This window comes from Mycobacterium sp. NGS34, from assembly GCF_059812845.1.
Map to the genome: position 1 here is coordinate 1 of NZ_JCALDM010000012.1, position 14,119 is coordinate 14,119.

At 69.7% G+C, this 14,119-nt stretch carries 13 protein-coding genes; 7 read left to right on the forward strand and 6 right to left on the reverse strand.

What is annotated here, in order from left to right; genetic code table 11:
- On the reverse strand, nucleotides 1-555 hold a 555-nt coding region (locus tag AC5Y7V_RS24020; protein ID WP_499882539.1), incomplete at its 3' end, for a TetR/AcrR family transcriptional regulator.
- A 66-nt stretch (nucleotides 556-621) separates the two neighbouring features.
- Here AC5Y7V_RS24020 and mshB point away from each other — a divergent pair.
- Nucleotides 622-1,524, forward strand: a complete 903-nt coding sequence (gene mshB, locus AC5Y7V_RS24025; protein ID WP_499882540.1) for an N-acetyl-1-D-myo-inositol-2-amino-2-deoxy-alpha-D-glucopyranoside deacetylase — start codon at nucleotides 622-624, stop codon at nucleotides 1,522-1,524.
- A 92-nt stretch (nucleotides 1,525-1,616) separates the two neighbouring features.
- Nucleotides 1,617-2,078, forward strand: a complete 462-nt coding sequence (locus AC5Y7V_RS24030) for a hypothetical protein (RefSeq protein WP_499882541.1) — start codon at nucleotides 1,617-1,619, stop codon at nucleotides 2,076-2,078.
- 9 nt (nucleotides 2,079-2,087) lie between these two features.
- On the opposite strand, the gene AC5Y7V_RS24035 is transcribed toward AC5Y7V_RS24030, so the two are convergent.
- Nucleotides 2,088-3,170, reverse strand: coding sequence for a PE domain-containing protein (locus tag AC5Y7V_RS24035; protein ID WP_499882542.1), 1,083 nt, complete (start codon nucleotides 3,168-3,170; stop codon nucleotides 2,088-2,090).
- Nucleotides 3,171-3,399: 229 nt separating this feature from the next.
- Between AC5Y7V_RS24035 and AC5Y7V_RS24040 the strand changes: the two genes are divergently transcribed.
- Nucleotides 3,400-5,967 carry a bifunctional FO biosynthesis protein CofGH gene (locus AC5Y7V_RS24040; protein ID WP_499882637.1) on the forward strand — a complete coding sequence of 856 codons (2,568 nt, stop codon included), beginning with the start codon at nucleotides 3,400-3,402 and terminating at the stop codon, nucleotides 5,965-5,967.
- Nucleotides 5,968-6,006: 39 nt separating this feature from the next.
- Nucleotides 6,007-6,771, forward strand: a complete 765-nt coding sequence (locus tag AC5Y7V_RS24045; RefSeq protein WP_499882543.1) for a maleylpyruvate isomerase N-terminal domain-containing protein — start codon at nucleotides 6,007-6,009, stop codon at nucleotides 6,769-6,771.
- 4 nt (nucleotides 6,772-6,775) lie between these two features.
- On the opposite strand, the gene AC5Y7V_RS24050 is transcribed toward AC5Y7V_RS24045, so the two are convergent.
- Nucleotides 6,776-7,108, reverse strand: a complete 333-nt coding sequence (locus tag AC5Y7V_RS24050) for a hemophore-related protein (protein WP_499882638.1) — start codon at nucleotides 7,106-7,108, stop codon at nucleotides 6,776-6,778.
- A 342-nt stretch (nucleotides 7,109-7,450) separates the two neighbouring features.
- Between AC5Y7V_RS24050 and fdxA the strand changes: the two genes are divergently transcribed.
- From fdxA to AC5Y7V_RS24065, 3 genes are read left to right on the forward strand one after another with little or no spacing between them, the layout of a single operon-like run.
- Nucleotides 7,451-7,777 (forward strand): ferredoxin, encoded by a 327-nt coding sequence (gene fdxA / locus AC5Y7V_RS24055; RefSeq protein WP_067151133.1) that lies wholly within the window; start codon nucleotides 7,451-7,453, stop codon nucleotides 7,775-7,777.
- 8 nt (nucleotides 7,778-7,785) lie between these two features.
- On the forward strand, nucleotides 7,786-8,871 hold the full coding sequence (dapC, locus tag AC5Y7V_RS24060; RefSeq protein ID WP_499882544.1) for a succinyldiaminopimelate transaminase: 1,086 nt from the start codon (nucleotides 7,786-7,788) through the stop codon (nucleotides 8,869-8,871).
- Between the two features lie 46 nt (nucleotides 8,872-8,917).
- On the forward strand, nucleotides 8,918-11,254 hold the full coding sequence (locus AC5Y7V_RS24065; protein WP_499882545.1) for an APC family permease: 2,337 nt from the start codon (nucleotides 8,918-8,920) through the stop codon (nucleotides 11,252-11,254).
- A 30-nt stretch (nucleotides 11,255-11,284) separates the two neighbouring features.
- Here AC5Y7V_RS24065 and AC5Y7V_RS24070 read toward each other — a convergent pair whose 3' ends face one another.
- From AC5Y7V_RS24070 to stf0, 3 genes are all read right to left on the reverse strand, one after another.
- On the reverse strand, nucleotides 11,285-11,929 hold the full coding sequence (locus AC5Y7V_RS24070; RefSeq protein WP_499882546.1) for a GAP family protein: 645 nt from the start codon (nucleotides 11,927-11,929) through the stop codon (nucleotides 11,285-11,287).
- Between the two features lie 27 nt (nucleotides 11,930-11,956).
- On the reverse strand, nucleotides 11,957-13,084 hold the full coding sequence (locus AC5Y7V_RS24075) for a YeiH family protein (protein WP_499882547.1): 1,128 nt from the start codon (nucleotides 13,082-13,084) through the stop codon (nucleotides 11,957-11,959).
- A 155-nt stretch (nucleotides 13,085-13,239) separates the two neighbouring features.
- Nucleotides 13,240-14,043 carry a trehalose 2-sulfotransferase gene (stf0, locus tag AC5Y7V_RS24080; protein WP_499882548.1) on the reverse strand — a complete coding sequence of 268 codons (804 nt, stop codon included), beginning with the start codon at nucleotides 14,041-14,043 and terminating at the stop codon, nucleotides 13,240-13,242.
- Nucleotides 14,044-14,119 lie beyond the last annotated feature (76 nt).

Here is a 14,119-nt window from a genome sequence, read left to right on the forward strand (position 1 = left end):
CAGTTCCCGCCGGTTCGGCGGCTCGCCGGTGAGCAGGAAGTGGTGGTTGAGCAACGCCGGTCCGACCCGCGCGGTCAGCGGCGTGATCGTGGCCGGATCCAGGTCACCGCACTCGACGGCGGCCTGCAGGATCGATTCGACGATCTTGAGGCGAGGTGCGACCACGGCGTCGGCGAAGATGGCGCGCATCTCCGGTTCGTGCAGCAGCTGCTGGACCACGTAGAGGCCGGGGAACGTGGTCTTGCCGGCCAGCATGTCGCGGTGCGCGGTGAACATCGTCAGCAGGTTCTCCCTGGGCGACCGGCCTGGGCGCAGCTCGGGCACCGGCGGTAGCGCGTAGACCAGCGTGGCGTGCACCAAATCGTGCTTGCTGCACCAGCGCCGGTACAGCGCCGCCTTGCCGGTGTGCGCGCGCGCCGCGATGCCTTCCATCGTCAGCCCGCCATAGCCGACTTCGGCCAACTCCGCCAGCGTCGCCTCGTAGAGCGCACGTTCGAGCACCTCGCCACGTCGGCGGCGCCGGGTGCTGCTCCGGTCCTCGGTTAGCTGCGGCATTTCTCGATAGTAGCCGCCCGCGTTCCTATTCGCTGCGGGTCGGCCACGCGGAGGTAGGGTGCCTCCATGCCCGAGACTCCACGGCTGCTGTTCGTCCACGCGCATCCCGACGACGAGAGCCTCGCCAACGGCGCCACCATCGCCCACTACACCGCCCGCGGGGCGGAGGTGCGCGTCGTCACCTGCACGCTCGGCGAGGAGGGCGAGGTGATCGGCGACCGGTGGGCCGAACTCGCCGTCGACCGCGCGGACCAGCTCGGCGGCTACCGCATCGGCGAGCTCACGGCCGCCTTGCGGGCGCTGGGCGTCGACGCGCCCCGCTACCTCGGGGGAGCGGGCCGCTGGCGTGACTCCGGCATGGAGGGCACCCCGAGCCGGGGCCGCCAGCGGTTCATCGACGCCGACGGGCGCGAGGCCGTCGGCGCGCTGGTCGACATCATCCGCGAGCAGCGCCCCCACGTCGTCGTGACCTACGACCCCAACGGCGGTTACGGGCACCCCGACCACATCCACGCCCACGCGATCACCACGGCCGCGGTCGCCGCCGCCCCCACCGACGATTACCCGGGGCGGCCCTGGGCGGTGCCGAAGTTCTACTGGACGGTCCTGGCCACCAGCGCGTTCCAGGCGGGTTGGGGGGAGCTGGATCGCGACGACCTGCTGCCCGACTGGGTGGTCCCGCCGCAGGACGAGTTCGACTTCGGCTACGCGGACTCCGACATCGACGCCGTCGTGCGGGCCGCCCCGGAGGCGCTCGCGGCGAAGATCGCCGCCCTCGCCGCGCACGAAACCCAGCTCGTCGTCGGCCCGACGGGGCGGGCCCTCGCGCTGTCGAACAACCTGGCGCTGCCCATCCTCGCCGACGAGCATTACGTCCTGGTGGCCGGTTCGGCGGGGGAGCGCGACGCGCGCGGCTGGGAGACGGATCTGCTCGCGGGACTCGGTTTGACCGCCGCCGCGACGCGGTAGGCTGCCAAACAGGCAGCCACGGAAGGAATTCGAATGGACCCCGACCTGGACCCTAATATGCAGCACTGGCAGGACCGGCTCGACAGCCTGCAGTGGGTCATCGGCTCGATACTCTCCAACGTCGACAGCGTCCCGACCTGACCGAAACCAAGCCGCGCGCCGCGTCCGTCCAGGATGGCGGCGCGACGGATCCCGCGATTCGTTTCGTCGTTTTGGCGCTGCTGGCCGTAGACGGGATTCTCTCGGCCCTGGCCGGCGCGCTGCTGCTTCCTTCCTATATAGGTGCGATTCCGTTCCCCGTCAGCGCACTGGTCAGTGGGCTCGTCAACGGGGCGTTGGTGTGGGCGGCCGGCCTGTGGACCCGCTCCGCGCGGGTGGCCGCGCTGCCGTTGTGGACGTGGCTGCTGACGGTCGCCGTGATGAGCATGGGCGGTCCCGGCGACGACGTGATCCTGGGCGGCCGGGGGCTGATGGCGTACGGGGCCCTGGTCCTGATCGCGCTGGGTGTCGCGCCCCCGGTCTGGGTGTTGTGGCGGCGCGGCCAGCGCGGCTGACGGAGCCGGTTACGGGAAGAAGGGCGGCAGCGGCGGCAGCGGCGGGAGGAAGCTGAGCGCCCAGTAGACCTCGCTGTTGATGAACTGGTTGATCGACGCCGTGGTGGCGTCCCAGAAGTTGGCAAGCCCTTGCGCGAAGCTGATGCTGCCCTGCAGCCAGTCGATGGTGTTGAACAGCCCGGCCTGCACCATGGGCTCGAAAAGGTCGTAGAAGAAGTAGATCTGCGGGGCCAGCCAGCCGACATAGGGCAGGTAGCCGACCGCGTAGGCGGCGAGGTCGAAGCCGTACTGCACGTACGGCTCGACGAGCAGGTACCCGGCCTTGATGGCGTCGCCGATCGACCCGGTTGCCGCCGGTACGACCGAGGCGTTGGTCATGGCGGCCGGGGTGACGAGCGCGCTGGCCGCGGTCAGGGCGCGGATCCCGCCGGTCGGCACCAGCGCGCCCGCCTCGCTGGCGAGCGCCGAAAGACCACCCGGGAAGCCGGCCCCCAGCAGCCCGGCGCCGCCCAGGAGATTGGAGCCGGCCACGGCGCTCTCGACCTGGCTGACCGCGCCGGACAGGCCGCGGACCATGCCCGCGACACCGCCGCCGCCCGCCAGCGGTGCGCCGCCCAGGAGAGTGGAGCCGGCCACGGCGCTCTCGACGCGGCTCACCGCGTTGGACACGGCGCCGCCGATCGCGCCCGCGACGCCGCCGCCCCCGCCGCCGAGCAGCGTCGCGGCGGGCGCGTTCACCGCGCTGGCGAGGTTCTGCGCGGCGCCGGGCAGCGCCGCGGCCGGCGCCGCGGCGCTGGCGAGGTTCTGCGCCGCACTGGACTCGGCCGCCGCGAACGCGTTCGCGCCGGAGCTCAAACTCTGGACAAACTGCTCATGGAACTGCGCGATTTGCGCGCTGAACTGCTGATAGCCCAGCCCGTGCTCGGACAGGAAGGCCGCTACCTGGGCCGACACGGCGTCGGCCGCCGAGGCCGCCACCGCGGCGGTCGGGGCCGCCGCCGCCGCGCTGGCGCTGTTGATCGTCGAACCAATGCCAGCCAAATCCGAAGCCGCTGCCGCCAGCGCCTCCGGGGCCGCGAATAGGAACGACATTCGGTACCTCCCTGGATAGGACGGATGCTATCTCGATCGCCGCTGGCTGGCGGGCAAGTTTGCCAAACACTTAAGTTGCGGCCCCGGGCGTGGCCGCGAGGCCGGGATGTGACCGCAGACCGGCGGGAGCCTGGCGCTACTGTTGCGCGTATGGCACCGCCGCCCAGAGCTGCACAGGCTGGGCCGGGCGGATGAAATTCGATCGTGGGGAAGTTACACCAACGTGCCACTGACACCGGAGCATCCGGCGCCCAGCGCTCTGCCTAGCCCTGTCGTTCCGCCCAAGGCCAGCGCGTCGGCGTTGCGGCGCGTCCTGCGGCGGGCCCGGGACGGCGTCGCTCTCAACGTCGAAGAGGCGGCCGTCGCCATGACGGCGCGCGGCGAGGATCTCGCCGATCTGTGCGCGAGCGCGGCGCGGGTGCGCGACGCGGGCCTCGAGTCGGCGGGCCGGCGCGGCGCGGGCGGGCGGCTGCCGATCAGCTATTCGCGCAAGGTGTTCGTGCCCGTCACCCACCTGTGCCGCGACAGCTGCCATTACTGCACGTTCGTCACCGTCCCCGGCAAGCTGCGCGCGCAAGGCGCCGGCATGTACCTGGAGCCGGACGAGATACTCGACCTTGCCCGCCGCGGGGCCGAACTCGGTTGCAAGGAGGCGCTATTCACCCTCGGCGACCGGCCGGAGGACCGGTGGCCGGAGGCGCAGGACTGGCTCGCCGAACGCGGTTACGACTCGACGCTGTCCTACGTGCGGGCGATGGCGATCCGGGTGCTGGAGGAGACCGGGCTGTTGCCGCACCTGAACCCCGGCGTGATGAGCTGGTCGGAGATGTCGCGGCTCAAGCCGGTGGCCCCGTCGATGGGCATGATGCTCGAGACGACGTCGCGGCGGCTCTTCGAAACGAAAGGGCTTGCGCACTATGGCAGCCCGGACAAGGACCCGGCGGTCCGGCTGCGCACCCTCACCGACGCGGGCCGGTTGTCGATTCCGTTCACCACCGGGCTGCTGGTCGGCATCGGCGAGACGCTGGCCGAACGCGCCGACACCCTGCATGCGATTCGCAAGTCGCACAAGGAGTTCGGGCATGTCCAGGAAGTGATCGTGCAGAACTTCCGGGCCAAGGAACACACCGCGATGGCGGCGTACCCCGACGCCGGGATCGAGGACTACCTGGCGACGGTGGCGGTCGCGCGTCTGGTGCTCGGCCCGGGCATGCGCATCCAGGCGCCGCCCAACCTGGTGTCGCGCGACGAGTGCCTGGCCCTGATCCGCGCCGGGGTGGACGACTGGGGCGGCGTCTCGCCGTTGACGCCCGACCACGTCAACCCGGAACGGCCGTGGCCCGCGCTGGACGAGCTGGCCGCCGTCACCGCCGAGGGCGGATACGACCTGGTGCAGCGGCTGACCGCGCAACCCAAGTACGTCCAGGCCGGCGCGGCGTGGATCGACCCGCGGGTGCGGGGACACGTGCTGGCGCTGGCCGATCCGGCGACCGGCCTGGCCCGCGACGTCAACCCGGTGGGCATGCCCTGGCAGGAGCCCGACGACGTGGAGTCGGCCGGCCGGGTCGACCTGAACGCGGCGATCGACACCGAAGGCCGCAACACCGCGGCCCGCAGCGACCTCGACAGCGCGTTCGGTGATTGGGAGTCAATCCGCGCGCACGTGGGTGAGCTGGCGGCGCGCGCCCCGGAACGCCTGGACACCGACGTGCTCGCCGCCTTGCGTTCGGCCGAACGCGACCCCGCCGGTTGCACCGACGACGAGTACCTGGCATTGGCGACCGCCGAGGGACCGGCGCTGGAAGCGGTTGCCGCGCTGGCGGATTCGCTGCGACGCGACGCCGTCGGCGACGACGTGACCTTCGTGGTGAACCGCAACATCAACTTCACCAACATCTGCTACACCGGGTGCCGCTTCTGCGCGTTCGCGCAGCGCAAGGGCGACGCCGACGCGTACTCGCTGTCCACCGAGGAGGTGGCCGACCGCGCGTGGGAGGCGCACGTCGAGGGCGCCACCGAGGTGTGCATGCAGGGCGGGATCGACCCCGAGTTGCCGGTGACCGGGTACGCCGAGCTGGTGCGCGCCGTCAAGGCCCGGGTGCCGTCGATGCACGTGCACGCGTTTTCCCCGATGGAGATCGCCAACGGGGTGACCAAGAGCGGGTTGAGCATTCGCGAGTGGTTGATCAGCCTGCGCGAGTCCGGCCTGGACACCATCCCCGGCACCGCCGCGGAGATTCTGGACGACGAGGTGCGCTGGGTGCTCACCAAGGGCAAGCTGCCGACCTCGATGTGGATCGAGATCGTCAGCACCGCGCACGAGGTGGGCCTGCGGTCGAGCTCGACGATGATGTACGGCCACGTCGACACCCCGCGGCACTGGGTGGGCCACCTCAACGTGCTGCGCGACATCCAGGACCGCACCGGCGGCTTCACCGAGTTCGTGCCGCTGCCCTTCGTGCACCAGAACTCGCCGCTGTACCTGGCCGGCGCGGCGCGCCCGGGGCCCACCCATCGGGACAACCGGGCCGTGCATGCGCTGGCGCGGATCATGTTGCACGGCCGCATTTCCCACATTCAGACCAGCTGGGTCAAGCTCGGCGTCGAGCGCACCCGGGTGATGCTCAACGGCGGCGCCAACGACCTGGGCGGCACGCTGATGGAGGAGACCATCTCGCGGATGGCCGGGTCCGAACACGGGTCGTCGAAGACCGCCGCGGAGCTGGCCGCGATCGCCGAGGGCATCGGCCGCCCGGCGCGCCAGCGCACCACGACGTACGCCCCGCTGGCCGCGTAATCGGCTTAATTTTCGGCGGCCGAGGGTACCCCACGCGCCGTGAAGCGACACATAGACGACGACCGATTCCCCGAATGGCGTCCCTTTGTGGACGCCGTGCAGCAGCGCCCACCCGAGGCCGGCACCTGGTGCGAGGCATGGACGGTGCGCGACATCGTCATCCATCAAGCCGGAAACGCCGAGGAGCTCGCCCGGGTGCTGGCGGCGCATCTGGAGGGCGAACCGGTCGGCACGCGCGGCTTCGAGGAACGAGAGGCTCCGCTGCGCGCCATGGCCGACGCGGACCTCTGGGACGCGCTGCACGACCGGATGGCCACCCTGAACGAGGTCGCGGCCGCGGCCGAAAGCGTCCCGGCCGACACCGACGTGGCCTGGACCGGGCGCACCATGAAGGTGCCCTGGTTCGCCGAGCACATGCGCGAGGAACTCGTCCTGCACGGCTGGGACGTCACCGGTGATGACGCGGCGGCCCAGGCCCGGCTCGCCGAACCCTGGATGACGACGCACAGCGTCGTCGCGGTGGGACGGCCACTGCTCGCCAAGGGCGCCAAGTCGCTGGGGCCCGGCGAGCGCATCGAGGCGCGGTTGCGGGTCTTCGGCAGCGACGACGTGCTGATCAGCGCGGACGCGGAACGGACCTCAATCGGAATGGCCGGGCCCGAAGGCCCGGCCACTCTCGAAACCGATTCCGCCGCAAGGGTTTTACTGCTTTGGGGTCGCCGACCCGCAAACCCCTCGCGGATTTGCAGCGACGCCGGGCCCGAACTGCTGGGCCAGGTGCGCCGACTGCTCAGCGGCTACTGAACGCTCAGTAGTTGTTGCAGCTCCCGGCCACCGACAACACGTCGTTGAAGTACGGCGCGGCCTGCGGCATGGCCTGGATCTGCTGGGCCATCGCCAACCGCTTCGGCGGCGGCGAGGCCAGGAACTGGCGCAGGTAGGACGTGGCGACCGGCGATGCGGTCAGCTGCGCGGCAGCCGCCGGGTCGGTCGCGTTCAGCGCGGCCATCACCTGTCCGTAGTTGCAGGTCGTGTTCACGACCGGATCCAGCGGATCGGCGGACGCGATCCCGGCGCCGGCGGTCAACGCAAAAGCAACGCCCCCTGCGGCAGCAGCCAATTTGGTCAACGACAGCTTCACCATCTGTGGACACCTTCCCCAATTTCAATGCACCGTCGATTGACGGCGACGACATCTGCCCAACGGTTGCCGTCTGCGGACGAGGCTACCAGGCTCCGTGAGCATTCATCTATCGCAACCGTTATCGCACAGGATCTTCTAATCGTAACTATGCGCAGGTCAGGGCGTTTTGTTTGGCTGTTCGCCCACGGTGAAATGCCACCCGCCCCGGCGCACCCGTGCCGGGTGGTTGACGTGTATGTGCAACGTCTAGTATCAGTAACCGAATGCTTGCGCTGTCGCGGCCGGAGCGCCGTGGCGAGCCGAACTGCAGCCCACACGCAGTACATGGAGGAGATGTCTGTGACGTACACGATCGCCGAGCCCTGCGTCGACATCAAGGACAAGGCATGCATCGAGGAGTGCCCGGTCGACTGCATCTACGAGGGTGCCCGGATGCTGTACATCCACCCCGACGAGTGCGTCGACTGCGGGGCCTGTGAGCCGGTCTGCCCCGTCGAAGCGATCTATTACGAAGACGACGTGCCCGAACAGTGGAGCCAGTACACGCAGATCAACGCCGACTTCTTTGCCGAGCTGGGGTCGCCGGGCGGTGCCGCGAAGGTCGGCATGACCGAGAACGACCCGCAAGTCGTCAAGGACCTGCCGCCCCAGGGCGAAGGCGACTGAGCGAGCGAGTGTCGGCGTCGCTGCCGGAGTTTCCCTGGGACACGCTGGCCGACGCCAAAGCGCGGGCCGCGGCCCATCCGGACGGGATCGTCGACCTGTCCGTCGGCACCCCGGTCGACCCGGTCGCGCCGCTGATCCGAGAGGCGCTGGCCGCGGCCAGTTCCGCCCCGGGATACCCCGCGACCGCCGGCACCGCGCGGCTGCGCGAATCGGCGGTGGCCGCGCTGGCCCGCCGTTTCGGCATCACCGGGCTGACCGAGGCGGCCGTGCTGCCGGTGATCGGCAGCAAGGAGCTGATCGCGTGGCTGCCGACGCTGCTCGGCCTGGGCCCCGCGGACCTGATCGTGGTGCCGGAGCTGGCCTATCCGACGTATGACGTGGGCGCGCGGCTGGCCGGCGCGCCGGTGCTGCGCGCGGATTCGCTGACCCAGGTCGGCCCGCAATCCCCCGCGTTGTTCTATCTGAACTCGCCGAGCAACCCAACCGGGCGGGTGCTGGGGGTGGACCACCTGCGCAAGGTCGTCGGATGGGCGCGCGAGCGGGGGGTGGTGGTCGCCTCCGACGAGTGCTACCTGGGCCTGGGCTGGGAGGCCGAACCCCTGTCGGTGCTGCATCCCTCGGTCTGCGACGGCGACCATACCGGGCTGCTCGCGATCCACTCGCTATCGAAGAGCTCGTCGCTGGCCGGTTATCGGGCCGGCCTGGTCGCCGGGGACCCGGCGCTGGTCGGCGAGCTGCTCGCGGTGCGCAAACACGCCGGGATGATCGTGCCGACACCGGTGCAGGCCGCCATGGTGGCCGCGCTCGACGACGACGCCCACGAGCGTGAGCAGCGCGAGCGGTACGAACGGCGGCGGGCCGCCCTCCTGCCCGCGCTGCGCTCGGCCGGTTTCGCCGTCGACCATTCCGAGGCCGGCCTCTATCTCTGGGCCACGCGCGGCGAGCCGTGCCAGGACAGCGTCTCCTGGCTCGCCTCCCTCGGCATCCTGGTGGCGCCCGGCGACTTCTACGGCCCGGGCGGCGCCCGGCATGTGCGGGTCGCGCTGACCGCCACCGACGAGCGCATCGCCGCGGCGGTCGAGCGGCTGAGTTAGCCGGTCCGCCCGCGGCGCGGACGGGCCGGGCGGCAGAATGCAGGTCGTGACAACTTCGACGGGCAAGGTCCCGATCCCGACGTCGGTCGGGGACATCGCCAAGCGCGTCTTTCTCGGGAAGCCGCTGATCACCGAGAAGCTGACACACGAGAAGCTTTCCAACGGGGTTGCGCTCGGTGCGCTTGCACCCGACGCGATCTCGTCCACCGCCTACGGCAGCGAACAGATCCTGATCGAGCTGCTGCCGGCGGCGGGGCTCGCGGCGTTTACCTTGTTGCTGCCCATCAACGGCGTGATTTTGGTGATTCTGGCTTTGGTGGCCGCGTCCTACCGCCAGGTTGTGATGGCCTACACCCGCGCGGGCGGCTCGTACATCGTGGCACGGGAGAACTTCGGACCCCGGGTGGCGCAGGTCGCCGCCGCCGCGCTGTTGATCGACTACGTGGTCACCGTGGCGGTGCAGACGGCCGCGGGCACGGTGGCGGTGGTTTCGGCGATCCCGGTGCTGGGTCCCTACAGCCTGGCGATCACGGTGGCCGTGGTGATCGTCATGTGCTACGCGAATCTCCGTGGGCTGAAGGAAGCGGGCCGGCCCTTTGCCGTTGCGACGTATGTCTTCGTCGCCATGATCGGCCTGACGATCGTGACCGGCGTCGTTCGCGAAATTTTCTGGGGGCTACCGACTTACGACGCGCAGCACATCGCCGGGGCGGTGCCGGTTCACCAGGGGGACGGCCTGGTGATGGGCGCGACCGTGCTGGTGTTGCTGCGCGCGTTCGCCAACGGCGGTTCGTCGCTGACCGGGGTCGAGGCGATCTCCAACACGGTCACCGTCTTCCGTAAACCGCAGGGACGCAACGCCCGCCGGGTGCTCACCATCATGGCGTGCATACTCGGGTTCTTGCTGGCCGGCGTCGCCTACTTGACGTTCGTCACCCACGCAACGCCGTTCGAGGCCGGATATCCGTCGGTGCTGTCGCAGGTTGCCCGCGCGGTCTTCGGCAACGGCACGATTGGCAACGTCCTGTTCATTGTCGTGCAGGCGTCAACCGCGGCCATCCTGTTTACCGGCGGAAACACCAGCTTCAACGGATTCCCCACGCTGGCGAGCTTCGTCGCCGAAGACCGCTTCCTGCCGCGTCAGCTGATGACGCGCGGTCACCGCCTGGTGTTTTCGAACGGCATCATCACGCTGACGGGGCTTTCGGTGGTGCTGCTGCTCGCGACGGGCGGCTCGGTCACCGCGCTCGTCCCGTTCTACGCGATCGGCGTGTTCACCGGGTTCTCGATGGCCGGCTACGGGATGACCAAACACCACCTCACCCATCGGGAGCCGGGGTGGCGACGGCGCCTCGCGATCAACCTGTCCGCGGGGATCCTGTCGACCATCGTGGTGGGAATCTTCGCGGTGGCGAAGTTCACCGAGGGCGCCTGGCTGGTGGTCGTGGTCTTCCCGGTGCTGGTGTTCGCGCTGACGCGGCTGAACCGCGAATACCGCGCCGAGGCGGCCATTCTCGAGATGTTCCGCACCGACCGGCCCGAGTTGGTGAAGTACGCCCGGCACAAGGTGTTCGTCTTCGTGAACTCGCTCGACCTCGCGGTCATCGAAGCGCTGCGTTACGGCCGGGGGTTGCGGGCCGACGAGTTGGTCGCGGTGCATTTCATGGTCGACGAAGCCCATGCGAAGGCGTTGCGAAAGCGTTGGGACGACTTCGATCTCGACACCCCGCTGCGGGTGGTCGACTGCCCGGACCGCAGGGTCACCCGGGCCGCGCAGGTGCTGGTCGCCAAGGCGCGCGACGAACACAAGAACACCAACGTGACGGTGCTGCTGCCGCGCCGGACCTACGCCCCGTTCCTGGGGCGCCTGCTGCACGACCGCACCGCGGACAAGGTGGCCCGCGCGGTGAGCCTGATCCCGGACGCCGCGGCGACGATCGTTCCGTACGACGTGGAGTCCCGCATCAAGGAGGCGTACCCCGAGGGGTTCGAGCAACGAATCTCCCGCGAGCTCGACAAGATCGAGGCGTGGGTTTCGAGGGACGAGGAGCAAGAGGTCGAGGCCTACGAACATCCCGACCGGTCGGCGTCGGTGATCACGGTCGGCGGCCTGATCCCCGGGCAGCGCGCCACCTTCGAGGGGCGGGTCAACGAGGTCCAGGACATCAACGAACGCAGGCGCACGGTCCGGCGGGTCGTCGTCGGCGACAACAGCGGCGAGATCTGCGTGACGTTCCGGCATGGGCGCGGCGGCGCCGACATCCAGCCCGGCCAGCTGCTGCGGATCACCGGCAAGCCCCGGCAGAGCGGCACCCAACCGATGGTGTTGGTCGACCCCGCGTATCACGTCGTCGAGGACCCCGCGAAGGCCGCCGGGTCGTGAAACGGGCGGCGGCCGTGCTGGTTTCGGTGTTCAGGCTCCGGCCAGGCCGACCGCGAGCAGGACGCACCCGACCGCTGCCAGCAGGGCGGTGACCTCGATCCGGCGCCGCGACCGGATCCAGTCGTGCAGCGCCGCCATCGAGTCGCGGGTCGCCCGGGGCGCCAGTAGATAGACGAGTAGGGGAATCTCGACCAGGGCGAAGGCCACGGCGTTGAACATCAGCAGCGCGCCGATCTGGGTGGTGGCCGCGGCCCCGGAGGCCAGGATGACGGCCAGCGCGGCCAGATAGTCGACCGACGGCAGCGCGATTCCGAGGCCGGCCGCGCCCGCGACCCATAGGGAAGGCCCGGTCATCACTCGCTGCGCGCGCGTCGTGAACCTGGCCGGCACGGCCACGCGGTTGCGCGTCACGGCCAGCGCGGCGGCCGCCAACAGCGCCAGCACACCGATGCAGATCTGCACCCTCGGCAGCGTGAAGTACGTCGACCACATCAGCCTGCGCCGCAGGACGAACAGGACGACCAGGCCCACGCTCATGCCCATCGCGAAGCCGCCGCACAGGAATGCCAGCAGCTGCAGCATCGGCCGTGGCCGGTTCAACATCAGCACCGTCATGCCGACCCGGAAGGGCTCGAGGCTGACGGCGAAGGCCATCACCAGGATGGTGATCCACATTGCGGGCCAGGTTACCGTCTGCCTCCGCTACGTGGTTACGCCCCAATGCAACACGCGCGAGGTGAGCAGGACGAGCCCCAGGGAGACAGACGCGACGACGGTCAGCCCGATGACGGCGACGACGAGCGGGCGCCACCCGGTGCGCGCGATCTGGCGGATGTCGGTGGTCAGCCCGACCCCGGCGAAGGTGAGCAGGAACGCCCACTTCGACACGTTGGCCAGGTTGGCGGTCTGGCCCTTGCTCAGCCAGTGCGCCGTCGCGATCGCCGACACCGCCAGGAAGCCGAGCACGAATTTCGGGAACTTCTCCCAGACGAAGGCGGCCTTGGCCTTGGCGCCGGGGGCGATCTCGTCGGCCTGCCCGCGGGCGGACCAATACAGCGCGAACCCCAGGACGACGAAGCCGATCAGCGCGTTGCGGGTGGACTTGACCAGCACCGCGATCTTGCCGGCGTGCTCGGAGAACAGGTAGCCCGTGGCGGTGGTTTCGGCGGTGTTGTCGACGGCGAGCCCCGCCCACAGGCCGAACTCGTAATTGGTGAGGCCGATCAGGTGTCCCAGCGGCGGCAACGCGAACAGCCCGACGGCGCCCAGCGCCAGGATCGCCGCGATCGCGTAGCTGACGTCGGCGTTGCGCGCGCGGATGGCGCCCTTGGCCGCCACGATCGCGGACACGCCGCAGATGGAAGTGCCGATCGCCAGCAGCGAGCCCAGCTTGCCCGACAGCCCGAATGCGCGGGCGGCGACGAGAATGATGGTTCCGGCGATCGCCATGTCGACCAGGATCTGTACCAAACTGGTGGCGCCGAGCTTGGCGATGTCGCCCAGCACGAATCGCGAACCCAGGGCCACGATCCCGACCTTGAGCCAGAACTGGTAGGTCAACACGCCGGCGCGGAATATCCGGTGCAGGCCAACGGTATTGGTGATGAGTAGGCCAATCACGATGGCCCACAACACATATTCGATGTCGGGCACGGTCCAGTGGTGGTGCTTGGCCAGCGTGTTCCACCAGATCTGGGCGTATTTGCCCAGCAGGCCCACGCCGATCAGCAGCAGGATGCCGGGCACGTAGTCGAGCAGGCGCCGGCTGGTGAAGGCGGCCTCGGTCGATTCGTCCTCGGCTTCGTCGGGTCGAAGGCTTACCGTGCTCACGCCATCACCACGGAATCTTCGGGAGCGCACCGGCGACCGCCAGCGCCACGATCACGCCCGCCAGCAGCGTCGCCCACCAATCTTCGGATAACCGGCCCACGGCGCAATGGTGGCGTGGCGGTGGCCGCCGGCCAAGTGATTGGCTCGCGCTGAATCTAGGTGGGCAGCCCTTCTCGCTCGGCGTCCGCGCGGTAGCGTTCCACCCATTCGTCGGAGCGTTGGTCGGCCTGGCGTTCCAGGGCCGGCTGGGGCGCCAGCAGCGGGTCGAGCCCCAGCGCCTCGAGGATGCTGGCGACCACCTGAGTCAGGTTGCGCCACAACACCGGATAGGGCACCTCCATCCGCTCGATGTCTTCCTCGGCGAACCAGGTGCGCCAGCCCTCCTCCTGGGCGCGCAGCATGCGGACGACGTGGGCGATCGCGCCGGCGTGATAGGTGGCGCGCGCGTCGCGGACGGGATCGGGCCGGCCCCGCCACACCCGCGTCTGCACCGCTCGCCAGAACGACACCGCCTGCGAGACCACGTCGGGGCGGTGGACATGGATCAGCAGCGGCTCCTCGCCGACGACGTCGCGGATCGCGGCGCGCAGGCCGTCGCCCGACCGATGCGGCAGGTCCTTCGCGCGGTTCAACAGCAGCGGTGTCTGGTTCCACATCAGCTTGCCGCCCCACACGCCGTTGGGCGTTCGCCCGACCGTGCGGATGTAGTCGCGCCAGATCTCGGCCGTGGCGAGGTCGGGCGTCCCCACGTCCAACGGATCGAGCAGTCGCAGGATCGACTCGTCGTCGACGTCGGCGAACCACTGCTGCGGCTGCGGGGCCTGGCTGGTGCTCGGCAGGTATTGGAAGAACTCCTGCGGCTCGCCCGCCACCCCGGTCGCGCGCAGTGATTCCACGAGCAGCGTGCTGCCGCTGCGCTGGGAAGCCAGCACCAAATAGGACGACGGCTTTTGTGTCACCGGAGAAGCCTATCCGGCTGAAAATCCGCTGCAACTCTTCGAATTGGCTTCACGCTGAACATAACCATTGCGGGCG

What these genes read in the sequence shown, in the direction of transcription:
- AC5Y7V_RS24035 (WP_499882542.1), bottom strand. Translation starts at nt 3,170, where the DNA reads ATGTCGTTCCTATTCGCGGCCCCGGAGGCGCTGGCGGCAGCGGCTTCG.
- AC5Y7V_RS24070 (WP_499882546.1), bottom strand. Translation starts at nt 11,929, where the DNA reads ATGTGGATCACCATCCTGGTGATGGCCTTCGCCGTCAGCCTCGAGCCC.
- mshB (WP_499882540.1), top strand. Translation starts at nt 622, where the DNA reads ATGCCCGAGACTCCACGGCTGCTGTTCGTCCACGCGCATCCCGACGAC.